The organism is Gordonia effusa NBRC 100432, from assembly GCF_000241305.1.
In the GTDB taxonomy this organism is placed as follows: domain Bacteria; phylum Actinomycetota; class Actinomycetes; order Mycobacteriales; family Mycobacteriaceae; genus Gordonia; species Gordonia effusa.
Genome location: NZ_BAEH01000066.1, coordinates 1 through 22,732, shown reverse-complemented (window position 1 = coordinate 22,732; position 22,732 = coordinate 1). Strand labels below are relative to the sequence as shown.

The window sequence follows — 22,732 nt, the reverse complement described above, 5'->3', positions numbered from 1 at the left end:
GTCTAAACCATCAGGTGTTGCGAGCACTCCTTGAATCTGCCACTTGCGGTCGGGCCCATCGTTGTTTGGACACCTTTGCTATCGAGCGATGAGTTTTTCTGTGCCGCTTGGTCTATCACTGTGAAGCCGCTTCCACCGCCCCAGCTAGATCCCTAGCCCGCAGACTTACCCAGGAGCACACCATGACTACCTTCTCGCCCCAAGAATTCATCGACGCCGTTCCCGCCGAGAACACTCCTCGACGCAGCCGATTCGCCATCGTCGGCATCGTGATAAGCGTCCTCGTCGGCGCATTCCTGATCTTCGACGTAGTCGGCAAACTCACTCGCCCCGAGGCCGTCGTCGAGGGCATGGCCAAGCTGGGATTCCCCATCGACCAGGCAGCGGTGATGGGTATCGTCCTGCTGATTTGCGTTGTGGCATATGCGATTCCGCGTACCGCTGTTCTCGGCGCACTGGGCATCACCGCATACCTCGGCGGAGCGGTCACCGCGAATATGCGAATCGAGGCGCCACTGTTCAGCACCACCCTCTTCGCCGTCTACTTCGGAGTGTTCATGTGGATCGGGCTGGTACTACGCCGCCCCGAGTTGTTAAAGGTCGCCGGCATACGCCGCTGATCGCAAACCCCACACCAACGGTCAAACCCAGCACTTCACCGTGCTGGGTTTGACCGTTGTTGTGGGATCTCGAGGTCCGATGACTAGCCTGCGCTGGTGGGCAGCAGATAACGCTGGGCCATGTCTTTCCACATAGGCAGGTGGGGGTCGGACCGCGGGTCGCGGCGGGTGATGAGATAAGTCGTCGCGGCACCACGCATGCTGGAGTACATGATGGCCTGTAGAGCAGGATAATCTGGCGCATCAGATAACTCGGCGCCGAAGAATGAGGTGATTGCGTCGCGTACTAGCGGCCCGAGTCGTTTCTCAACTGGTTCGAGCGTCAGACGTAATGGCTCATTGGTACGGGCCGCCGTCCAAAGCTCATTGGCGGCCACGAAGTACGGCTGGTGAAAGGTTGACCACCCGTAGTCGATTCCTGCCGAGATCCGTTCGATCGGGTCTGCTGGCCAGTCCCGGCGATAGGACATCGCTTGGATGCGCGCTTTAGCCATGTGATGAACCGCGGCGATGAGCAGCGCGTCACGCGACGGGAAATGATGTAACAATCGTCCGCGGCTGACGTCAGCCTTCTTCTGTACAGCTAAAGTGCTGGTCCGCGCATACCCATTTGCTACGAGCGTTTCTAGCGCCGCCTCGAGAATCCGGGTCCGCACTTGGTTGTTGCGAGCCTCGCGAATACCCATAACAGGAGCTTGGGGATCGGTCATTTTCTCAGTATGAACTCCGACAGTATCGACAACGAGAGTTGGTGCCGCGGCGAACCGCACGGGACGCTGCCAGTCAGAAGCGGCGGTATATGAGTAACAGATCAACAGCTGACACAGAGAGTGCGAGAGAAGCCACGTGCCTGTCGGACGTTACTGCAGTTAACGTAGTAATGAAGCATTCCGCAAGTCCGCCGGTCAAATGCCTATGTCAAAAATGTGGGGCTGGTGGGCGTGCCATCGTGCTCGATCCACATCTTTGAGAGGATCCATCAATGCCATTTCGTGCAGGGGATAAGTCTTGGCCCGGCGAGCACTGCTGTCAGTTGCATCTAAGATGCCGTTGGCCACACGTCTACCTGATTCGTTGGCGCCCTCCATTGTCGCGAGATCGATATTAGACCGAACGTGATCGCCGCCGATGAACAAATTGTTGATTTCGGTAGTGGCTGTAGGACGTTTGGCGTACGAGCCGGCAGTGTTGATCAGAAGCGGAGTCGCGTTGGCGGCCTGGCCATTTCTCCAGGTAATGCCGGGATCGAGGTGCCAGCGGATCAGGTCCCGGTCCCGGATTAGGTCGTACCCGCCACGGTTGAGACCGCGTCGCAGCTGGACCCACACTTCCCGCGCTATTTCTTGTGCTGTGCATTGTTTGGCTGTTTTTCCGTACAACACTCCGACCTCATCCCAGTTGGAAATATCCACTGACAAGATCTCGCGTACCCGTCCGTCACCATAGGTACGCGCCAGATCTTGGCCCCACACCTTGGCCTGAAAAATCGCCGTGAGTGCCCACGGTGAGCCCAGTAACGCTACATGCGCTCTGGGAGTGTCATTACGGCGGGACAAATAGTATTGAATTCCGACCATCCAATCATCCTGCAACTGGGTGAGCCCCTCCAGGTGCGGTGCTGCATGCAGTAATGATGTGGTCAGCAAGGGTCGAATCCGGTTCAGTGGCATTGCGGCGACATACCAGTCAGCGGACACCTCACTCGACCGACCAGAGCGGTTTACCACTCGCGCTTTGGTGATCCGGCGATTCTTGACAGTCAACTCGGCTAGGCCGCTGTCCATGGCAAACTGAACGCCCCTGGCCTTGAGATAGCGCACCCAAGGGTCGATCCAGGCCTGGTTGGTTGGACGGTTAAGCACCATATCAACGTTGCCCAGTAGCGGGGCCCGCGAGTACTCCGGAATTAGCCCGCTGATGGCGTAGGCCAACGCCAGACCGATCTGAGCGATGGTGCGCGCTGACGCCTTCTTGGCCTTTGCGGCCACTAATGAGGAACTGAGCGCGGTGGCCAAGTAGTTGCCGTAGTCCGGCGACATCTGGTCAGCCTTGATGTAGTCGTACCACGAGACGTTGTCCCATTGACCGATTCGTCGTTCATCGCAGCTCGTGGCGATGATTGTCATCTTGTAAGCGAAATAGGTCAGCTCGGTCAATGGCACTTGGCCAAGGCCGCGAAAGAGGTCGATGAACGCGTTCTGAATGTTCTTGAGCTGCAATGTGGTGTCGGCGGTAGTGACGATCGCCTCAAGATGCGCGGGAAGGATCAGCGGTAGATACGGATCACCATAGAGACCAAGTGTCAGCGCGTCGGCGGCTACTAGATGGGCATCCTTGACATTGCTGGCACCAATCGGAATTCGTGACATGGTGTTGGGCACGTGTTGATAACAACCGGGAAAGAATCGAAATCCGTGTTCGCCTGGCAGGTCGTAACGTCCACGCGTGCCAGTTCCCGAAACCGGCATGCTGCGAGCCTTACCGCCGAGAAACGCAGGCTCATAGACCGTCACCGTATAGCCGCGCTCAATCAGCTCGTGTGCGGCCGACAGCCCCGCCATGCCACCGCCAAAGATCGCGACGTCCCGGCCGTCGCCGACTCGCGGAGGTACAGGGGGATTCGCACGGGCTTGGGGAACCGTCGTTCCCAGACTCAGTGCCGAAGCCCCCGCTACCGCAATCGCCGAACCCTTGAGCAGCTCACGGCGGGTTATCCCAGCGGCCACCGTTCGATCACGCACCATCATCTTCCTCCCCCAAAGTAGTCAGTGTTGACTGAATTTGATTGATGATAGCTACCCGCACCCCTTGCCGAGTTGAAAATCGCAAACAAACTCTAAACGGGCGTCAGAATCCGATGCCACAACCTGAGCGAGTGCCTACGGGGGTTGTGAGGTTGCCGTTATTCAATCGCCGGTGCCGGTGGCAAGGATCCGTCTAGATTCTGATGAATACATATGCGGTACAAGCTTTTTGGCAATCGCATCATACGGTCGATCGACAGCTCGTTCTGAGCTCGGGCATCCTTCCGGTATCTCAACGTCGGAGCGTTACCGACCTGGAACTCAGGCGGGCCCCAACCGTTGTCAATCGACCGTACTGTTACGCAAGTGACTAGAGTGAAAACCCCTCGGCGGTTCAAGATTGTCGCTGCCAGCGCGATTGCCGTCGCGGCGATCGGTGGCACGGTCGTCGACACGTTGCCGCAGACGTCCACCGTTTCGGTGACCCATACCGCTGACACCGTTGACGCCGGCAAGCTCTACAACTCAGCTCAGAAGAAGTTCGCCGCCGGCGATGTGACCGGCGGCCTGACCGATCTCTCGACGGCTCTCCGAGTTGTCGCCAACGACGCCGATGCACTTGCGCTACAGGCGATCTGGGCAGATCAGGCCGACGATGCCAAGACCCGCGATGCCGCACTTACCAGGCTGTCGGGCGTCAATTCTGCTGCCGCCACAACAGCGCGCAACATCATCGACGGTGTGACGGCAGCGGCCGCGATCATTCCGGACACCACCCCCAAGGCGGTCAGCGGGCGTACCGCGATCGTCGTGCTCGGATACGGTCTCACCGCGAATGGCAAGATGGCCCCGGAACTCGTCAAACGCGTCACCGCGGGTAAAGAGCAGGCCGACGTCGCCGCTGGTGCGCCCATCGTGGTAACCGGCGGCGCGCCCAAGAAGGGCGTAACCGAGGCAGCTGCTATGCGAAACTGGTTGGTAGGCAAGGGGATTGCGGCGTCGCGAATCACGGCTGAGGATAAATCGACATCGACGGTGTCCAACGCTCAGAACACTGCCACGTTACTCAAACTCCAGGGCATCACCGACGTGGTACTGGTGACCTCACCGGACCACATCCGGCGTGCCGCAGCCGATTTCGCGGGCGCTGGACTGAAAGTCACCGGGACCCTCACCACCGCGACCAATCTGAGCAAGTACAGCAAGGCGCTCACCAAAGACCAGCAGAAGGGGATTCGCCTCGAATCGACCCGTGCGGCGAAGATTCCGGTGACCAAGACCGAAGGTATTCAGCTGCCGGGTTCGTTGCCCGACACCGGGCCGGGACTGATCACCGAAATCGGCGGCAAGATCCTCGAAGGATTGATGACCGGCAGTAAAGGCTAAGCGGCACTTAGGATTTCGGTGTCGCGACGCGGAAATGCGTTGTCAGCCGCTCGTCGTCGAGGAGATGGAACGCGATTGACGGCGGCTGCGACACATTCACGACGCCGGAACCTTCGAATGGCAGGTTCAGCGTCGACGACACCCCCGGTGCCAAACATAGCGGCCGGCCAGCGAATCTCGTGACCGCCGGCGTATGCGCGTGACCACATAGCAGTCCCACGATATTGGGATGTGCGGCAACGAGATCGATCAGCCGATCTTCGCCGGTCTGTCGGATCACATCCATTACTGGCATATGCAGCACGACCGGCGGATGGTGAAACGCGAGGAGGATCGATGTCGCCGAATCCACCTCTCCGATCGCGGCGTCGACAAAAGCCAGAGTCGCATCGCTGAGATAGCCGCCGGCCGAGTCGGGAATAGAACTATCCACAGCGATGATTCGAAGATTGTGTGAGTCGCCGGAGCGATTCGGTACGTCCAGAATGGAATTCTCCGGCAGTCCGACGACATCGCGGTAAGTCTGCAAATCGTCATGATTGCCGATAGTGGTTAGCGTCGGTAGATCCGACGTGACGGTCGAGACGAATTCTTCGTATTGCTCGGGTGCGCCGGTATCGGCGATATCTCCGGTTATCAGGAGCGCGTCGATGCCGACGGAGTACTGATTGATGTACTCGACGGCGGCTTCATTTCGACTCCGGTTGTATTCCGTGCCGTTGAAATGGAGGTCGCTGATGTGCGCGACGACAAACATTCCTCAAGGCTAATGGAGAGATTGCCATCGGCGCCCATCGACGTCGACGGAGCGCTGCGAGTTACAGATCGCCGGGCAGTTTGTCGCGCCGGATTCCGCGCCAGCTCGGGTGGCGCAGATGCCCGGTCGACGTCCAGTCCATGAACTGCACTTCCCCGACGATCTTGGGCAACACCCAGATCGCGCTGGCCGCGACCGGTCGGTCGATATTGTCTAGAAACGGCGACCGGCGGATCCGCAGCGGTTCGAGTTCTTCGGCCAGCGCCGCCAGTGAGGCGTCGGTGAATCCGGTGCCGACCCGCCCCACGTAGCGCAGTCCGGTCTCCTCGGGAAGCCCGAGCAGAAGGGAACCGATCGTGTTGGAGCGATTGCCCTGTCCGGGGCGCCAACCACCAATCACAACCTCGATGTCGCTCCAATTCTTGTGTTTGAGCCAGCGGGTGCTGCGCCGGCCCTGTTGATATATCGAGTCGCGGCGCTTAGCGACGACACCCTCGAGGTTGTGGTCGCGGCTGTACTGCGCCGCCGCTTTGCCGGGGCCGGGCAGTAGCGGCGGAACCTGCGCGTATGGCGAGTGCCGAAACAGCGGTGCCAACTCTTCGAGTAGTTGCCGACGTTCTCGCCACGGGGTCTTCAGTAGCGACGTTCCGTTCAAGAAGAGCACGTCGAATGCGTAAAAGCGCAGTTCATAGGACTCAGTGGTATTGCGGCGCGAAGCGAGCAGCGTGAAGTTGGTACGACCCGACGGGTCGATAGCGACCACCTCACCGTCGAGTACCACCTCGAGCATGCCGAGTTCGTCCGCCAACGACTGCAGCTCGGGGAAGTCGGCGGTCATATCCAGCCCCGAACGAGAGGTGAGCCGCAGAGAGCCGTTCAGGTAGCGCAGGATAATCCGGTAACCGTCCCATTTGCCCTCGAATGCCCACGTGCCGTCGTCGAGGTTGTCGATGGGTTCGTCGGTGGCCAGCATCGGACGCGGGTCGCGCAGACTGTCCGGCAAGATTGGCCGCGGTTCGTCGGACATCAGGTGTGCGAGCCAATTCTTCTCGCCGGTCCGGATCAGCACATAGCGGCCCTGGATTCGCTCACCGTGGAGGCGCACGATGATCTCTTTGTCGCGCCACTTCTCGGTCTCGTAGGTGCCCCGGTCCCAGATCTCGACATGACCGCCGCCGTATTCGCCAGCGGGGATGTCGCCGGAGAAATCCGCGTAATCCATCGGATGATCCTCGGTTTGAACGGCCAACCGATTCTGATCCGATGACACCGGAAGATTCTTCGGGATGGCCCAGCTGACCAGCACGCCGTCGCGCTCCAAGCGGAAGTCGTAGTGCAGGCGTCGTGCGTGGTGTTCTTGAATGACGAAGATGGGGCCGGCGGGGCCCTCGGTGTCGGTCGCCGCGTCGTCGTCGACAACCCGTGCGCGATGGGCGTCGTCGCTGAAAGGTTCGGGGGTTAGCGACGGATTGCGTTTGCGTCGGTACTCGCCGAGGCTGACGACACTTGACGGAGTTTCGGTTCGCGCGGGAGGCGCGGTCAGCGGGGCGTCGAGCCCGGCGAGAAGATCGCCGGGCTGCTCGATTCGTTCGAGGACTTCGGTGTAGAGAAGTTGCCGCAGATCAGGTTCGGCCATTTCCGCCCACGTGCGAGGCGCGGCGACCCACGGCTGCTCCCGACCGCGCAGTGAATAGGGGGCGAGGGTGGTTTTGGATCCGCTGTTCTGACTCCAATCAATGAAGACCCGGCGGTCGCGTACCGACTTCGACATTGACGCGGTCACCTCGTCGGGATGCGCGGCCGCCAACGAGGTAGCGATCTGCTTTGCGACGGCGCGCGCGGCATCGGGCGAGACCGGGTCGTCGAATGGAGCGTAGACGTGAATTCCCTTGCCGCCGCTGGTAACTGGGAAGGCGGCGAGCCCAGCCGCGTTGAGGAGTTCGTTGATTTCGATGGCGACCTGGGCGCACTGATACAACCCGACGTCGGGCCCGGGATCGAGGTCGAGGACCAGGCGGGTGGCCTTGAACGATGGGTCCTTCTTCGCGGCTACATTCGGCCCGCTCGCTGCGCTCCCGGCGCCAGTTGTCCGCCATTGGGGGACATGCAATTCCAGCGCCGCCTGTTGCGCGAGCCAGACGAGGTCGGCTCGTTTGTCGACGACCGGGTAGTGGATGAGTCGCTGACTATGCTCAATTCCGAAGCGCTGCAAGAAGTTCGGCGCGGCAGCGGGCAGGTCTTTTTCGAAGAACGGCTGTGACTCAACGCCATTGGGCCACCGTTTGCGCGTGACCAACCGGTCGACGATATGCGGCAACATCACCTCGGCGACGCGCGTGTAGTAGTCGATGACGTCATATTTCCGAGTGCCAGCCTCGGGATACAGAACCTTGGTCAGGTTGGTGACGGAGATTTGGTACCCGTCGACGTCGAGTGTGTTGCCCGGAGCCATGCGGACCATTGTCCACTGTGGCGGTCAGTGGTGTGACAACCCGAGCGAACCTAGTCTTACGCCGTCACGCACCAGTGCTGTGGCTTGATAAGACTCGGGCCGGGCTAACGACCCAGTAACAACTGTTCGCCGATGTCACTGCTCGATGGCACAATGGCCACCATGCGCTCGATCTGGAAAGGCGATCTGAGCTTTGGTCTGGTCAACGTGCCGGTCAAGGTTTACTCGGCTACGGAATCACATGACCGTAAAGCGACTCAGGTCGATTCCAAGGACGGCACGCGGATCCGCTACCGGCGAGTGCGTGAAGGCACCGATACCGAAGTAGATTTCGCCGACATCGCGAGCGCCTACGAGGCCACCAACGGCGAGACGGTCGTTCTGACCAAGGATGATCTGTCGTCGATGCCGGTGCAGAAGAGTCCCGAGATCGCGATATTGGAATTCGTGCCGCGCGACCAGGTCGATCCGATTTATTTCGACAAGCCGTATTACCTTGAGCCATCGTCGAAATCGCCGAAGGCCTATGTGTTGCTGGCGAAAGCGTTGGAAGAGACCGACCGGCTCGCCATCGCGAACTTCACCCTGCGCAACCGCACTCGGCTGGCCGCGCTGCGCGTCGTCGACGGCGTAATGACCTTGCAGACTCTGCTGTGGCCCGACGAGGTACGCACCCCTGACTTCGCCTTTCTGGGCGAGGATGTGCAGATCCACGATCAGGAACTCGCGATGGCATCGTCGCTGATCGACACGATGGCACGTGACTTCGAACCGTCGGAGTATTCGGACACCTATCAGGCCGAGTTGGCCAAACTGATCGATGCCAAATCCGAAGGCGCAGAGGCATTTCCGGAAACCGATAAGGCCGACGAGGAAGACGACGACTCGGAGGTGGCCGACCTGCTGGCGGCGCTGCGTGCATCGGTCAAGGATCGCGACGCCGCACCGGCCGAGTCGAAGGACTCGCCGACCAAGAAGGCGCCGGCCAAGGCGGCTGCCAAGAAAGCACCCGCGAAGAAGGCTCCGGCCAAGAAGGCGGCGAAGAAGGCACCAGCCAAGAAGGCCACAGCACGTAAGGCCGCTAGCTGACCCAGCGATCGGAGATCTTTCTTGCGGCGCGTGACTGTGACAATATAAGTTGTCACGATTCGTGCTGGTCTGCACGCGAGCGGCCCTCGTCAGACCCCTCGTCAGACCTAGGAAGGTAACCGAATGTCAACGAACGATTCCCAGTACACCGATGTGCTGATCGTCGGAGCCGGGCTATCCGGCATCGACGCCGCGTACCGCATCCGTGAACGCAACCCGCAGCTCAGCTACACGATCGTCGAACAGCGTGACCGCATCGGCGGCACCTGGGATCTGTTCCGGTACCCCGGGGTGCGCTCGGATTCCGATATCTTCACCCTCAGTTTCCCGTTCCGGCCGTGGCGCAAGACCCGCACCATTGCCGAGGGCGGGGAGATCCGGGAGTATCTCGAGAACACCGCGCGCGAGTACGGCATCGACAAGAACATCAAGTTCGGCATTCGTGTCGAGTCGGCGAATTTCGACACGTCAACCGATCTCTGGACCGTCGTCGGGCGTTCGGGCGACGAAGAGCGCGTTTTCACGGCGCGATTCCTGTACATCTGTTCCGGCTACTACCGCTACGACGAGGGCTACCTGCCAGATTTCCCCGGCCTCGAGAAATTCACCGGGCAGGTTGTCCACCCGCAGTTCTGGCCCGAAGACCTCGACTACAAGGGCAAGAAGGTCGTCGTGATCGGCTCGGGCGCCACCGCGGTGACGCTCATCCCGTCGATGGCCGACGACGTCGAGAAGATCACGATGCTCCAGCGGTCTCCCACCTACATGATGGCGTTGCCAGAGAGCGACATCATGACCAAGGGGATGCTCAAACTGTTGCCGCCGGAGCTCGCGCACAAGCTGCTACGACTGCGAAACGCGTTGGGCACCTTTGCCTTCTACCTCTACTGCCGACTATTTCCGAAACTGTCGCGTAAGACTTTGCGCGGAATCGCCAAGGCAATGCTGCCATCGGATTTCCCGGTCGACGTTCATTTCAAGCCAAGCTATGCGCCGTGGGACCAACGTCTGTGCGTTATCCCCGACGGTGATCTCTACACCGCGATCAGCAAGGGTAAAGCCGACGTGGTTACCGACACCATCGACCATGTGGTCAAGAACGGGATCGTGTTGGGGTCGGGCCATAAACTCGACGCCGACATCATCGTCACCGCCACCGGGCTGCAACTCGTCGCATTTGGTGGCGCCGCGATCAGTATCGACGGCGTGGAGTTCAAACCCGGTGACAAATACGCCTACCGCGGATACATGTTGAACGATGTACCGAATATGGCCTGGTCGGTTGGCTACACCAACGCTTCGTGGACCCTGCGCGTCGACCTGACGTCGCAGGCCGTTGCCAAGTTGCTCGCCTATATGAGCGAGCACGGTTACACCCACGCTTACCCGACGGCCAATGGCGCGGCGATGCCCGATCATGCCCTGCTGGAACTGAGTTCCGGATACGTCAAGCGCGCCGAGGGGTTGTTGCCCAAGGCGTCGGACCACAACCCGTGGCTGGTGCGGCACAACCTGGTTCTCGACGCGATCGACGCGCGCCGCTACGACGTCACCGAAGCGATGGTGTTCGGCAACGCTACCGATGCACCCAAGTCCGGTGACACTGAAGTTCTGGCCGGCTAGGTTGGCGAAATTCGGTGGCCTCAACTCGGGGTCATCGGTTGTAATTCATAGGTGAGTATCGCAACCGACGGCGTATCGAAGGTGCTGCGCCCGTTTTCGGCTGCGCAGTACCGGCGTCTTGCCGCGGGTTTGGTGCTCGCGTTGTTCGGCGACGGAATGTGGACGGTCGCGGTCATCTGGCAGGTGATAGCGCTTGGCGGTGGAGCCGGGCAGGTCTCGATTGTCGCCGCCGTCGCGGCGGTCGGCATGGTGGCGTCGACGCTCGCCGGCGGTGTGCTCGCCGACCGGGTCTCGCAGCGCCTGATCATCATCGGGCTGGAAATGGTCAAGGCCGCTGCGGTGGGTACCGCGGGTATCGCCGCACTCACGGGTCATCTGACGTTGGCTCATCTGATCGTTGTCGCAGCGATTAGTGGAATCACCACCGGCATCTACTATCCCGCGTACTCGGCCTTGCTTCCCAGGATCATCGAGGCGCGGGATCTGCAGGCGGCCAACGGAATCGAAGGCTTCCTGCGTCCGGTGATCTTCCAGGCGCTAGGTCCGATGCTTGCCGGTGCCGCGATTGCGACCGCGTCCCCCGGGCTTGCGCTGGCCCTGTCGGGACTATGCAGTGCGGGCGCTGCCGCGTGTTATCTGTCGATGAAACCTGTTGAACTGCAGCGCGAATCGTCGGAACGCCCGTCGATCGTCGGTGACGTCGTCGACGGATTCCGGTATATGTGGCGGACACCTTGGCTGTGGGCCACGCTATTCTTCGCAACCTTTCTGGTGCTGTTGACGATGGGGCCGATCGAGGTGCTGGTGCCCTTTGTTCTCAAGGATCGAATACATGGCGACGCCGGTGATCACTCGGTGGTCTTAGCCGCCTTTGGGGTGGGCGCGGCGGTCGGTTCGTTGATCTTCGCGGCATTGCCGATGCCCCGGCGATACCTCACGATCATGTTCGGTCTGTGGGGAGTGAGCGGCCTGCCATTGGCGGTATTCGGTGTAGCGCAACACCTTTGGGTATTCGTGGTCGCTGCCTTCATTCTGGGTGTTGGATTTGACGGCCCGATGGTGTTGTGGGGCACGCTATTACAACGTCGAGTCCCGTCGAGCCTGCTTGGGCGGGTGGCGAGTTTGGATTTCTTCGTGTCGATCGCGTTGATGCCGGTGTCGATGGCATTGGCCGCGCCCGTCGCCGATGCCATTGGGTTGACGGCGGTATTCGTTATTGGTGGTCTGGCACCAATCCCATTCGCCGCCGCCTTCTACGTGGCCGCACGACTGTGGCGTGACGAGGTCGAGAATCCACTGCACGACGCCGAGCCGGTGCTGGTGGAAAACGGCTGAGGACCGGCGTCCGCGGGGCTTCCCCTTGCTGGTCGAGTGGGAGGCCGGTCCGCGAAGGGAGGGCTTCCCCCCTTGTTGGTCGAGTGGGAGGCTGGTCTGCGAAGGGAGGGCTTTCCCCTTGTTGGTCGAGTGGGAGGCCGGTCCGCGAAGGGAGGGCTTCCCCTTGCTGGTCGAGTGGGAGGCCGGTCCGCGAAGGGAGGGCTTCCCCTTGCTGGTCGAGTGGGAGGCTGGCAAGCGAAGGGAGGGCTTCCCCCCTTGTCGGTCGAGTAGGGATCGACGAGCGCAGCGAGGAGATTCAGTATCGAGACCCCGCAACCCAAAAGCATTACCTGACAACAGGTCCCGACAAAACTAGAACAAGTTTCAGTTCATGTGTTAGCGTCCGCCAATGGGCTTTCTCAAACAGGACGCGCCATCGGTCGTCGACTTCGCCGAGTGGAGCAAAGGCACTCGCGCGGAGAAGATCGTGCCGATGGCCCGACATTGGGCCGAAGTCGGATTCGGCACGCCCGTGGTCCTGCACCTGTTCTATGTCGTGAAGATCGTCGCCTACGCCGTCGTCGGATTACTGGTGGCATCGACGACATCGGGGATTGGCGGGATAGGCAACATCGGTGACTGGATCTTCGAACCGATCGTCTTCGAGAAGATCGTGCTCTACACAATGCTGTTCGAAGTCGTCGGCTTGGGTTGTGGTTTCGGCCCCCTCAACAACCGGTTCTTTCCGCCCCTGGGCTCGATTCTCTATTGGTTGCGCCCCAACACTATTCGGCTGCCACCGTGGCCATCCCGGGTGCCGTTGACCCGTGGCTCCGCGCGCAGGCCAATCGATGTCGCGCTGTACGCGGCGCTGCTGATCCTGTTGCTCCTCGCGATCTTCTCCGATGGAACCGGGCCGATCGCGGAGCTGGATACCGAGGTCGGCGTATTGCCGACCTGGCAGGTGGCGTCGATCGTCGTCGTGCTCGCGATGTGCGGGCTGCGCGACAAGACGATATTCCTCGCCGCTCGCGGTGAGGTCTACGGTTCGCTCGCGGTTGCTTTTCTGTTCTCCGGTGTCGACATTCTGATCGCCGCGAAGCTGGTGTTCCTGACGATCTGGGTTGGCGCAGCGGTGTCAAAGTTCAACCGGCACTTCCCCTTTGTGATTTCGACGATGATGTCCAACAACCCGGTGTTACGGCCACGTTGGCTCAAGCGGAAGTTCTTCGCGCATTTTCCCGACGACCTGCGGCCGAGTCGATTGTCTCGTGTTGTGGCGCATTCGGCTACCGCCGTCGAGTTATGCGTGCCGCTAGTCCTGTTCTTCACCCATGGCGGATGGCCGACCGCAGTCGCGGCAACGGTGATGATCGGTTTCCATCTAGGAATTCTGGCGTCGATTCCGATGGGAGTTCCGTTGGAGTGGAACGTATTTATGATTTTCGGGGTGGTCTCCCTCTTTATCGGGCACGCCGACATTGGACTGGGCGGCCTCACGAGCGCATGGCCGGTGGTGTTATTCATCGTGTTGGCGAGTGTCGTCATCGCGGGAAACCTGTTGCCGCGCAAGGTCTCTTTCCTCGCCGGGATGCGTTACTACGCGGGTAACTGGGATACGTCGTTGTGGTGTATGAAGCCGTCGGCGTCGGCAAAGGTGGCCGAGCACATCGTCGCGATCGCGAGTATGCCGGCGGCGCAGATGGAGCGATACTACGGCAGTCCGGAGACCGCGCAACTGTACTTGTACATGGGATATGCGTTCCGCGCCTTCAACACTCACGGTCGGGCGATGTTTACGCTCGCCCATCGCGCGATGGCCGGATACGACGAGGCCGACTATCTGCTGACAGATGGTGAACGCATTTGCAGCACCGCTATCGGATGGAATTTCGGCGACGGTCACATGCACAACGAGCAACTGATCGCGGCGTTGCAGGAGCGGTGCTCATTTGAACCCGGTGAGGTACGAGTGGTGCTGATCGACGGTCAGCCGATCCACACGCAGACGCAGCGTTACCGGCTCGTCGACGCCGCGACCGGAGAGTTCGAAAGCGGACACGTCCGCGTCGGGGACATGGTTTCCCGGCAGCCGTGGGATGACACCATCCCGGTCTTTGTCGACTGACCTGCCGCGAAAATCGTCCGAATAATCGTGTGCCAAGGGCATATTGCCCTCGGTGCACAACTATTCGGACGATTTTCACGACCGGGGGCGGCGACGGTCGACAGGCCGGCCGCCGGACCGTCAGACGGTCGCGGGTGTCGCTTCTTCCTGGACTCCCTCGATGGGGATCTCGCGAATCGCGGTGCCCTCGATGTCGACGTTGGGCAGGATCTTGTCCAGCCAACCGGGGATCTTCCAGGCCCAGTCACCCATCAGAGCGGTGACTGCCGGCACCACGATCATGCGGATGATGAAGGCATCGAAGAACACCGCTGCGGCCATCGCGAAGCCCATCATCTTGGCGGTCGTATCCGGCACGAGCATGAAGGATACGAACACGAGAATCATGATCAGCGCCGCCGACGACACGACGCGCGCGCCGTGTTGGTACCCGACGATGACAGCCTGCTTGGCCGGTACGCCGTGGACATATTCCTCGCGCATTCGCGATACCAGGAACACCTGATAGTCCATGGCCAGACCAAAGACCACGCCTATCAAGAAGATCGGCAGGAACGAGATGATCTGCTTGGGATGGTCGATGATGCCGAGGTGACCCTCTTGGAAGATCCAGACGGTCGCGCCGAAGGTCGCCAGCACCGAGAACAGGAACCCGATGGTCGCGGTCAACGGCACCAGGATCGAGCGGAACACGATCATCAAGATGATGAATGCCAACCCGATCACGATGATCAGGAACGGAATCAGGGCGTCGGACAGCTTCTTGGAGATATCCGACATGATCGCGGTCTGCCCACCGACATGGATCTCGGTGCCCGGCGGGGAGTTCTTCGCGTAATCACGAATCTGCTCCATCAGGGTGTTGGTTTCCGGGCCGCTCGGCGAATGCTCGGGCACGACGACGATCATCGTGGCCTGCAACGGCCCTTGGGCCGGCTTCGCTGGATCGGGCTGATTGTTGGGAACCGGTACGAGCGCCTGGGCATTCGCGACGTTCTTGAGGTCCTTGATGTGGTCGACGGCACCTTTCGATGCGAGGGCGACGTCGCCGTTCTCACCGGTCTTGTTGACCACGACAAACAACTGGCCACCGCTCACGCCTTCACCGAATCCCTTGGACAGCAACTCGATCGCGGCAGCTTCGTTGTCGGTACTCGAGGACATGCCCAACTGCATATTTGTCATCGGAATGGCGCAAACCGCAAGTGCGGCAAGGCCGATGACGGCAATGGGAGCTGGGAAGCGGGTGACGAACTTCGCGAAGCGAAGCCCGTTCGACGGTTGCGAGTCGGGCTCGTCGCCGTGCCGCACGCCGGGAATCTTCGGCGAAAAGGCGAATCGGCCGAATGCTCCGAGGATTGCCGGAATGAGAGTGATGGCACCGAGGACCGCGATAACGACCGCCAGTGCGGCGGCCAAACCCATTTGGGTGACGAACGGGATACCGACCACAGCGAGCGCCGCGACGGCGATCACCACCGTCAGCCCGGCAAACACCACCGCCGAGCCAGCCGTCCCCACGGCGCGTCCTACCGCGGCCTCCCTGGACCCGCCAAGGTTCAATTCAGACCGGTATCTGGACACGATGAACAGTGCGTAGTCGATCGACACCGCGATGCCGAGCATCAAGATGATCGTCGTCGAACTTTGTTGGACATTGAGGAAGGTCGCACTCAGAGTCACCAACATCATCGTCAGGATCACGCCAACAAGTGCGGTCACGATCGGGATGAATGCTGCTAGCAGCGCGCCGAAGGCCACGATCATGACGATGAACGCGACACCGAAACTGATCAGCTCGGCTGAGCCGCCTTGCGCGAAGACTTGTTGAAGTGCGCCAGTTCCTTCGACTTGCAGACCATCGCCCTGGTGACGTTTCAGGAGGTCCTGGAACTGGGTCATATCCGCGGTCTTGAGATCCTCGCGGTTGATGTCTTGATTGACGACGATCAGCCCGACTTTGCCATTGTCGCCCAGCACCTGTGCTGCGATCGCAGGCTGGGCCTTGGCCGCGGTTACCGGGTTGACGACGGTATTCGGATCGATGATTTTCGGCAGCGTCTTCTTGACGTCGTCAACCAACGCGTTGATCTGTGGATCATGTTTGGCCAAGCCGTCGTCAGCTGCGACGACGATGGTCGTGCTGGCTTTGAGTAGTTGATCGTTGGTCGACTTGAAATGCTCGTTCATCACCGACATCGCTCGATCAGAGTCGGTGCCCGGCAACTCGAAGTCGGTTGCGAATTTAGGTTTGGTGATGCCGACCGCGGTGCCGGCCAACACTAATGCGATCAGCCATACGGCGATGAACCACCACTTTTTCCGATACGCCAAGCGTCCGAGTCGATACAGTGCGATTGCCACTGCGGGCATCCTCCCAATAGACGAATGTCAGGCCCAACGGTTCCTCGAACCGGGGCTTCGCTACAGCGTACTGGGAAACTGTGAGTCAGTAACAGTGGCGCCCGCCACAGTGTCGACGCATCCGGGTGTGACGCGGACCGCGGACGCGCCAACGGGGAAACTACTATCAGATATATGACTTTTGATCCCAAGACCCGCTTCTTCGACCTAGTCGCTTCGGGCGAACTATCCGAGCCGCAGACGCTTGACGAAATCTGGGCGGCACTGCCGACAGTCCGCGTCGACGAGATTCTTGGTCCGTGGCGGGGCGGTGAGTTGCCCAGCGGGCATCCGATGGATGGGCAACTGGAAAAGGTGCGTTGGTACGGCAAGACGTTCACCTCGGCCTACGACGTACAACCGCTGGTCTGTCGCGACGACGCGGGCGAGCTGTACTCCAACAAGGAACTTGGGCACGGCGAAGCAAGCCTCTGGCATGTCGAGTTCCGGGGCGAGGTAACGGCGTCGATGGTCTACGACGGCCAGGCGGTCATCGATCACTTCAAGCGGGTCGACGACAACACCCTGATGGGCATCATGAACGGGAAAACGTCCCTGGTGCGCGATCGGCACTTCTACTTCTACCTACAGCGCGACGAGGCACGCTAGTCTCGCTCCATGACTGACCAGACGCCGGAGACACCGGCACCCGGCCGTGCCCGCCAGAACGAGATCTACACCGAAGGCATCCACGACCGCGTTCCGTCGGTCCCCACCGACTTCGCCGAGTTGGAGCACCGCGCGAAAGCGGCTATGTCGCAACGTGCTTGGGCTTATATCAACGGTGGAGCCGGTGAAGGCTCGACGATGACCGCCAACCGTCGAGCGCTCGATCGATGGGCGATCGTGCCTCGTGTACTGCGTGACGTCTCGCAGCGGTCGCTTTCGACGGAGTTGTTCGGTCAGCGCCTACCGGCGCCCGTGCTTTTCTCGCCGGTCGGTGCCGGGGGCCTGGTCACCCGCAACGCCGACGTCCACATTGGCCGTGCCGCAGCACAATTGGGTGTTCCGTACATCTTCTCGAACCAGGGCAGCGCGCCGATGGAAGATGTCGCCGCCGCTATGGATGAGGTGAAACCCGGTGCGCCACGGTGGTTTCAGATGTACTGGTCGACCGACGACGATCTCGTCGACAGCTTTCTGCGGCGGGCTGAAGCAATGGGCGCGGGTGCCCTCGCGGTAACCCTCGATACCACGATGTTGGGTTGGCGCCCACAGGATCTCAACCTTGGATCGCTGCCGTTCGCGCGTGCCGAGGGGATAGCTCAGTACACTTGCGACCCGCGGTTCGCGAAAATCGTCGAGCAGCGGATCGCCGATGCCGCCGCCGCGGATGGTGCCGAGTCGCCTAAGCCGTCTCTGGGCGCCATCAAAACGCTGTTCGAGATAGCGCGCAATGTGCCCGGCTCGGTCCTGAAGAACCTCGTCGCCAAAGAGCCGCGGACGTCGGTGCAGACCTTCCTCGACATCTACTCGCGTCCGTCGTTGAACTGGAATGACATTGCGGGACTTAGAGATCGGACCAAATTGCCGATCGTCCTCAAAGGTATTCTGCATCCCGACGACGCGCGGCAGGCAGTCGACCTCGGCGTTGACGGCATTATGGTGTCCAACCACGGAGGACGTCAGATCGACGGCTCGATCGGTTCGGTCGACGCTCTGGTCGACGTGGTTGAGGCGGTCGACGGGCGTGCCAAGATTCTCGTGGATTCTGGAATACACACTGGCGCAGACGTTTTCAAGGTTCTCGCGCTAGGTGCAGACGCTGCTTGCATTGGTCGTGCACATATGTACGGGCTGGCATTAGCCGGCGTCGACGGTGCGCGGGACGTCGTGAAGAATGTCATCGCGGAGCTGGACCTCACGCTAGGATTGGCCGGTCATACCGACGTCGCGGCGCTTACACCGGACGCATTGAAGCAGGTCCGATAGCTCCCTACACCAGCGATCGTCCGGTCCGGATCCGCCACCGGACGTCGGCGAGCAGGATGTTGAACGGAAACAGTTGCAGACTCCGAGGTAGCCGTCGGACGATGGCGCCGAGAATCTTGTTGTGCACGTGGAAGACTCGTTCTTGAGCCGGTGACAATTGCATATCCATCATGGTGCGGAACTCAGTCGGCAGGAATCCGATTGCGAAGATTTCGCTCCACCAGCCGAAGAGTCGGGACGGTGTCTTGCCCATGAATTCGACTCGGGCGAGGCCGCGCAGATAGCGCTGCACCGGCGGATCGATCTTCAGCGTGGCGACGGTGTCATCCCAGTACTTCCAGAAGTCCTCGCGCGTGGCCGGCCACATCTCGCGGGGCACCTGCAGTGTGGTGCCCATAACTGATCCCTGCTGATACGCCTCTTCGGTGATCGTCGCCGGGTCGCCGTAGATCCGCTGCATATCCTCCCAGCCGCGGTACAGGCACGCGGCGACCCACAGTTGCAGCTTCGGATCGAAGGCGTTGTACTTCACCGGGCTGGATTCGGTCGAGTGCACCTGCGCATGCGATTTACCGACCGCTTTGCGGTACGCCTTGCGGTCCTCGGGGGAACCCAGCGCCGCGACGGCGAGGTAACTCAGCGTGGTACGGGTCCGCTTGACCGGGTGCTTGAGCAGGTTGCCTGATTCCACCCGGCTCTCCACCACGCCATAACCGACCGCCGGCATTGCCAGCTGCATGATGACGTTCGCGGGTCCGGCGAGTAGCGCGATGCCGATCATCGGCATCTGGTCGGTCCGCACGGCGTCGAGTTCGGCACGCGATACCCGCGGCACCTGCTTCTCGGAACTGTCCGGTGTGGCCTGCGGCCGATCCAACGCTTCTGCGGTCATGAGATTCCCTTCTGACAACGCTCGTTCTCAGTTTATTGAACGGCCAGTAGGGTCGAGATGTCAAGATAGACCGATGAGTCCAACCCAAAGTCCCACACAGCCGGAGGGTTCAGCCTTGCGCGCCTACGGCGGCGAAGGCGGCGACAAGCGTGTCGCCCGCCGTCGTGCGGCTCTGATCGATTCGGCACTGGAATCTCTTGGCGGTGCTGGTGGCGGGGCGATTACGGTGCGCGGCGTCTGTAAGGCCGCCGGGCTCACCGCTCGCTATTTCTACGAGAGTTTCGACTCCGTCGATCAACTTGTGGCCGAAACGTTCGACGGCGTCATCGCGGAGATCACCGACGGCGCGGTTGCCGCGTTCGCGGAGGGGGTGAGTAACCAGGACAAGGTTCGGCGCAGTGTCGCGGCGATCGTCGACGTGATCAACGGCGACCATCGTAAGGGCCGACTGTTGTTTTCCCAGAAGCTGCTCAGCCCAACGTTGGCACAGCGTCGTCTTGACTCGACCGAAGCGTTTGCCCTGCTCACGGTCGAATCGGCGGGAGCCTTCGACGTCGACGCCAATCCGAGCGTCATCGCCGGGGCGCATTTCCTCGTCGGCGGGTTCGCTCGGACGCTCGCCGCGTGGCTCGACGGTCACATCGATCTGACCGTGGAGGAGATGGTTGATGTCTGTACCGAAATGCTCTTAGGCGGGCGGCGAACTCAGTAAAACGGCAGGTGGCGAGTGAGCGTTCTGTCGGTCGGGCTATCTTTGAGAGATGACTGTGAGTCCGAGCTCTGCCACCGGCGCCGGATCGTCAGGCATCACCGGGTGGCGTGATTACGGGGAGCCGCGCCTGCCCGCGCCGCTGGCTGCCGCATTGGAAGCCTTCGCCGAACATGGATATCACGGCACGTCGGTGCGTGATATCGCCGCGCGGGCAAACCTTTCAGTTCCTGGTCTCTATCACCACTACCCGTCCAAGCAATCACTCCTGCAAGGTCTGCTGGAGTTGACGATGACCGACTTGCTGGCCAGGTCGGAACAAGCGATCGCCGAGGCGGACGCCGAACCGGTTGCCCAGTTCGATGCCGTGGTCGAGTCGCTTCTGCGTTTCCATATGTATCGCAAGGAGCAGGCATTCGTCGGTTCGACGGAGATCCGCAGCATCGACGATCGCTACCGGGACGAATACATCGGCTACCGGGATCGCCAGCAGTACATGGTCGACGACATCGTGTTGGCCGGGGTCGACGCCGGGGTATTTACAACGCGCTACCCGAAAGATGCGAGTCGAGCCGTCACCACGATGTGCGTCGGCGTATCCACCTGGTACAACGCCGACGGCGAGCTGGGTGCCGACGAACTGATATCGCGGTACCTCCAACTGGCGCGGGACACCGTTGGCTACGCCGGTTAACCGCTCGTACTTGACCTCTTCTCGGTGAGATGACAAGGTGAACGGGCCGAGCGAGCGTTCGGTCCGAATAGAGGAGAGCTGTCGATGCCGATCGACCTGACCTATGCCCCCGATGTCGTCGATCTGGTGACTCGCACCGAGAGGTTCATCGCCGACGTGGTGCTGCCCGTCGAAGATCGGTTCGCCGGAGACATCACCGCCGCTGGCGGCGACGACATCCGACGTGAATTGAATACCGCGGCCAAGGCTGCCGGCGTCTTCGCGCCGCATGCACCCATTGAATACGGCGGGGCGGGACTCTCGATGTCGGATCGGGCGCCGGTGTTCGCGGCTGCGGGCTATTCGACTTTCGGGCCGATCGCGCTGCACATCGGCGCACCCGATGAAGGCAATGTCCATATGCTCGCGCATATCGCGACCGACGCGCAGCGAGATGAGTTCCTAGCGCCGCTGGCCACTGGCGATGTCCGCTCGGCCTTCGCGATGACCGAGCCGTCGCCAGGTGCGGGCGCCGATCCAAATGCGTTGAACACCATGGCCGTTCGCGTAGACGGCGGCTGGAAGATCAACGGCCGCAAGCGCTTTATCACCGGAGCTGATGGTGCTGCCTTCTTCATCATCATGGCGCGCACGAAAGGGGAGCCGGGCGACCGCGGCGGAGCGACGATGTTCCTCGCTCCGGCGGATACGCCGGGTATTTCGATCGACCGGCATATCCACACCGTGGACAAGGCGATGATCGGCGGCCACTGCGAGATGACGTTTGCCGATGTCTTTGTGCCCGATGGCAATGTGCTCGGCGAGGTCAACGAGGGATACCGCTACGCGCAGGTACGGCTGGGCCCGGCGCGAATGACGCATGTGATGCGATGGCTCGGTTCGGCTCGCCGCTGCCACGACGTCGCGCTCAGTTATGTCGCCGAGCGCGATGGTTTCGGTGGGAAACTCGGTGACCTGGGCATGATCCAGCAGATGCTGGCCGACAACGAAATCGATCTCGCGGCGTCGAATGCGTTGCTAGTGCAGGCATGTCACGCACTGGACCGGGGCGAGCATGCGTCCAACGAGACATCAATCGCCAAAACCTATGCGGCAGAGGCCTACTCGCGAATCGCTGATCGAAGTATGCAGATGTGCGGCGGACTTGGCGTCTCCGACGATTTGCCGATCGCACGACTGGCTCAGGAACTGCGGCCCTTCCGCATCTACGACGGACCTTCGGAAGTTCATCGGTGGGCAATCGCCAAGCGGGCAGTCGGGCGGACGCGGAAGGCGAGTCGGGCAGCGAGTGGCTCTAGTGGAGTCGGAGCTCGGGCGTGAGTGATACCTCTGTACTCAATCCCGTTGTTCTGCAGCAATTTCTGCGCGACAGTGGCGTCGACGTCGCTGGAGACCTCGACGTCGAGTTGATCAGTGGCGGCAAGTCGAACCTGACGTTCGCGGTTACCGACGGCGTCGCCAAATGGGTGGTCCGGCGTCCGCCGACGGGTGGGCTCACGCCATCGGCGCATGACATGAATCGCGAATGGGCGGTGACCAAGGGGTTGCAGGGTACTGCGGTTCCGGTGGCTGCGACGGTCGCTATCGACACTGACGGCTCGGTTCTTGGTGCACCTTGCACGGTCGTGGAATTCGTTGACGGACAAGTGATTCGGACTCGTGAAGAGGTAGATGCGTTCGATGACGCCGCCGTCGAAGCCAACGTCGGCGCACTCGTGGATACTCTCGCCGCACTGCATGCCGTCGATTACAACGCGGTTGGACTCGGCGAGTTCGGCCGTCCCGACGGATTTGCCGCCCGCCAGGTGAAGTTGTGGGCGCGGCAGTGGGGCATCGTCAAGACTCGCGAGCTGGCCGATATCGACCGGCTGATCGGCGCGCTCACTGATCGGTTACCGACGTCGGCGCGCAATGGCATCGTGCACGGCGACTTTCGTTGTGACAATACGATTGTCGCGGCCGATGACCCGGGAAGGGTTCTCGCGGTAG

Annotated in this window: 18 protein-coding genes; 12 read left to right on the top strand and 6 right to left on the bottom strand. The window is 61.0% G+C overall.

All coding sequences use genetic code 11. From position 1 onward, the window contains the following. Window positions 1-182 precede the first annotated feature (182 nt). Window positions 183-620, top strand: a complete 438-nt coding sequence (locus GOEFS_RS11995; RefSeq protein WP_007318180.1) for a DoxX family protein — start codon at window positions 183-185, stop codon at window positions 618-620. 83 nt (window positions 621-703) lie between these two features. Here GOEFS_RS11995 and GOEFS_RS11990 read toward each other — a convergent pair whose 3' ends face one another. Together GOEFS_RS11990 and GOEFS_RS11985 are read right to left on the bottom strand one after the other, a co-directional pair. Then, a complete protein-coding gene (locus GOEFS_RS11990) occupies window positions 704-1,330 on the bottom strand; it encodes a TetR/AcrR family transcriptional regulator (RefSeq protein ID WP_007318179.1) in 627 nt (208 codons plus the stop codon). 195 nt (window positions 1,331-1,525) lie between these two features. Further along, window positions 1,526-3,364 carry a hydroxysqualene dehydroxylase gene (locus tag GOEFS_RS11985; RefSeq protein WP_007318178.1) on the bottom strand — a complete coding sequence of 613 codons (1,839 nt, stop codon included), beginning with the start codon at window positions 3,362-3,364 and terminating at the stop codon, window positions 1,526-1,528. A 366-nt stretch (window positions 3,365-3,730) separates the two neighbouring features. Here GOEFS_RS11985 and GOEFS_RS11980 point away from each other — a divergent pair, with 366 nt between their 5' ends. Further along, window positions 3,731-4,750, top strand: coding sequence for a YdcF family protein (locus tag GOEFS_RS11980; RefSeq protein ID WP_050949886.1), 1,020 nt, complete (start codon window positions 3,731-3,733; stop codon window positions 4,748-4,750). 7 nt (window positions 4,751-4,757) lie between these two features. On the opposite strand, the gene GOEFS_RS11975 is transcribed toward GOEFS_RS11980, so the two are convergent. Together GOEFS_RS11975 and GOEFS_RS11970 are read right to left on the bottom strand one after the other, a co-directional pair. Beyond that, on the bottom strand, window positions 4,758-5,507 hold the full coding sequence (locus tag GOEFS_RS11975) for a metallophosphoesterase (RefSeq protein WP_007318176.1): 750 nt from the start codon (window positions 5,505-5,507) through the stop codon (window positions 4,758-4,760). A gap of 61 nt (window positions 5,508-5,568) precedes the next feature. Beyond that, complete coding sequence (locus GOEFS_RS11970) at window positions 5,569-7,959, bottom strand: ATP-dependent DNA ligase (protein WP_040525013.1); 2,391 nt, start codon at window positions 7,957-7,959, stop codon at window positions 5,569-5,571. 162 nt (window positions 7,960-8,121) lie between these two features. Between GOEFS_RS11970 and ku the strand changes: the two genes are divergently transcribed. The 4 genes from ku (at window position 8,122) to GOEFS_RS11950 (ending at window position 14,113) form a co-directional block, all read left to right on the top strand. Continuing rightward, window positions 8,122-9,048: a non-homologous end joining protein Ku gene (gene ku, locus GOEFS_RS11965; protein ID WP_444542554.1), complete on the top strand. Its 927-nt coding sequence runs from the start codon at window positions 8,122-8,124 to the stop codon at window positions 9,046-9,048. A gap of 123 nt (window positions 9,049-9,171) precedes the next feature. Beyond that, the gene (locus GOEFS_RS11960; protein WP_007318173.1) at window positions 9,172-10,671 is read left to right on the top strand and encodes a flavin-containing monooxygenase; all 1,500 of its coding nucleotides are present in this window, start codon (window positions 9,172-9,174) and stop codon (window positions 10,669-10,671) included. Window positions 10,672-10,722: 51 nt separating this feature from the next. Continuing rightward, window positions 10,723-12,006: an MFS transporter gene (locus GOEFS_RS11955; protein ID WP_007318172.1), complete on the top strand. Its 1,284-nt coding sequence runs from the start codon at window positions 10,723-10,725 to the stop codon at window positions 12,004-12,006. A 388-nt stretch (window positions 12,007-12,394) separates the two neighbouring features. Further along, a complete protein-coding gene (locus tag GOEFS_RS11950; RefSeq protein WP_007318171.1) occupies window positions 12,395-14,113 on the top strand; it encodes a DUF3556 domain-containing protein in 1,719 nt (572 codons plus the stop codon). A gap of 120 nt (window positions 14,114-14,233) precedes the next feature. Here GOEFS_RS11950 and GOEFS_RS11945 read toward each other — a convergent pair whose 3' ends face one another. Further along, window positions 14,234-16,477: an MMPL family transporter gene (locus GOEFS_RS11945; RefSeq protein ID WP_007318170.1), complete on the bottom strand. Its 2,244-nt coding sequence runs from the start codon at window positions 16,475-16,477 to the stop codon at window positions 14,234-14,236. Between the two features lie 174 nt (window positions 16,478-16,651). Here GOEFS_RS11945 and GOEFS_RS11940 point away from each other — a divergent pair, with 174 nt between their 5' ends. Further along, window positions 16,652-17,125 carry a DUF4334 domain-containing protein gene (locus GOEFS_RS11940; protein WP_007318169.1) on the top strand — a complete coding sequence of 158 codons (474 nt, stop codon included), beginning with the start codon at window positions 16,652-16,654 and terminating at the stop codon, window positions 17,123-17,125. Window positions 17,126-17,134: 9 nt separating this feature from the next. Further along, window positions 17,135-18,448 (top strand): alpha-hydroxy-acid oxidizing protein, encoded by a 1,314-nt coding sequence (locus tag GOEFS_RS11935; RefSeq protein ID WP_007318168.1) that lies wholly within the window; start codon window positions 17,135-17,137, stop codon window positions 18,446-18,448. Between the two features lie 4 nt (window positions 18,449-18,452). Here GOEFS_RS11935 and GOEFS_RS11930 read toward each other — a convergent pair whose 3' ends face one another. After that, on the bottom strand, window positions 18,453-19,340 hold the full coding sequence (locus GOEFS_RS11930; RefSeq protein WP_007318167.1) for an oxygenase MpaB family protein: 888 nt from the start codon (window positions 19,338-19,340) through the stop codon (window positions 18,453-18,455). A gap of 73 nt (window positions 19,341-19,413) precedes the next feature. On the opposite strand from GOEFS_RS11930, the gene GOEFS_RS11925 reads away from it, so the two are divergent. From GOEFS_RS11925 to GOEFS_RS11910, 4 genes are all read left to right on the top strand, one after another. Beyond that, on the top strand, window positions 19,414-20,052 hold the full coding sequence (locus GOEFS_RS11925; RefSeq protein WP_007318166.1) for a TetR/AcrR family transcriptional regulator: 639 nt from the start codon (window positions 19,414-19,416) through the stop codon (window positions 20,050-20,052). Window positions 20,053-20,101: 49 nt separating this feature from the next. Beyond that, window positions 20,102-20,743, top strand: coding sequence for a TetR/AcrR family transcriptional regulator (locus GOEFS_RS11920; protein WP_007318165.1), 642 nt, complete (start codon window positions 20,102-20,104; stop codon window positions 20,741-20,743). Between the two features lie 84 nt (window positions 20,744-20,827). Next, window positions 20,828-22,063: an acyl-CoA dehydrogenase family protein gene (locus GOEFS_RS11915; protein WP_007318164.1), complete on the top strand. Its 1,236-nt coding sequence runs from the start codon at window positions 20,828-20,830 to the stop codon at window positions 22,061-22,063. Then, window positions 22,060-22,732: phosphotransferase family protein (locus GOEFS_RS11910; RefSeq protein ID WP_007318163.1), on the top strand; the 673-nt coding region annotated here is incomplete at its 3' end. The genes GOEFS_RS11915 and GOEFS_RS11910, both read left to right, overlap by 4 nt.

Excerpts from the sequence above, each read along its gene's own strand:
- GOEFS_RS11995 (WP_007318180.1), top strand. The coding sequence starts at position 183 with ATGACTACCTTCTCGCCCCAAGAATTCATCGACGCCGTTCCCGCCGAG.
- GOEFS_RS11990 (WP_007318179.1), bottom strand. The coding sequence starts at position 1,330 with ATGACCGATCCCCAAGCTCCTGTTATGGGTATTCGCGAGGCTCGCAAC.
- GOEFS_RS11985 (WP_007318178.1), bottom strand. The coding sequence starts at position 3,364 with ATGGTGCGTGATCGAACGGTGGCCGCTGGGATAACCCGCCGTGAGCTG.
- GOEFS_RS11975 (WP_007318176.1), bottom strand. The coding sequence starts at position 5,507 with ATGTTTGTCGTCGCGCACATCAGCGACCTCCATTTCAACGGCACGGAA.
- GOEFS_RS11970 (WP_040525013.1), bottom strand. The coding sequence starts at position 7,959 with ATGGCTCCGGGCAACACACTCGACGTCGACGGGTACCAAATCTCCGTC.
- ku (WP_444542554.1), top strand. The coding sequence starts at position 8,122 with ATGCGCTCGATCTGGAAAGGCGATCTGAGCTTTGGTCTGGTCAACGTG.
- GOEFS_RS11960 (WP_007318173.1), top strand. The coding sequence starts at position 9,172 with ATGTCAACGAACGATTCCCAGTACACCGATGTGCTGATCGTCGGAGCC.
- GOEFS_RS11950 (WP_007318171.1), top strand. The coding sequence starts at position 12,395 with ATGGGCTTTCTCAAACAGGACGCGCCATCGGTCGTCGACTTCGCCGAG.
- GOEFS_RS11940 (WP_007318169.1), top strand. The coding sequence starts at position 16,652 with ATGACTTTTGATCCCAAGACCCGCTTCTTCGACCTAGTCGCTTCGGGC.
- GOEFS_RS11935 (WP_007318168.1), top strand. The coding sequence starts at position 17,135 with ATGACTGACCAGACGCCGGAGACACCGGCACCCGGCCGTGCCCGCCAG.
- GOEFS_RS11930 (WP_007318167.1), bottom strand. The coding sequence starts at position 19,340 with ATGACCGCAGAAGCGTTGGATCGGCCGCAGGCCACACCGGACAGTTCC.
- GOEFS_RS11925 (WP_007318166.1), top strand. The coding sequence starts at position 19,414 with ATGAGTCCAACCCAAAGTCCCACACAGCCGGAGGGTTCAGCCTTGCGC.
- GOEFS_RS11920 (WP_007318165.1), top strand. The coding sequence starts at position 20,102 with ATGACTGTGAGTCCGAGCTCTGCCACCGGCGCCGGATCGTCAGGCATC.
- GOEFS_RS11915 (WP_007318164.1), top strand. The coding sequence starts at position 20,828 with ATGCCGATCGACCTGACCTATGCCCCCGATGTCGTCGATCTGGTGACT.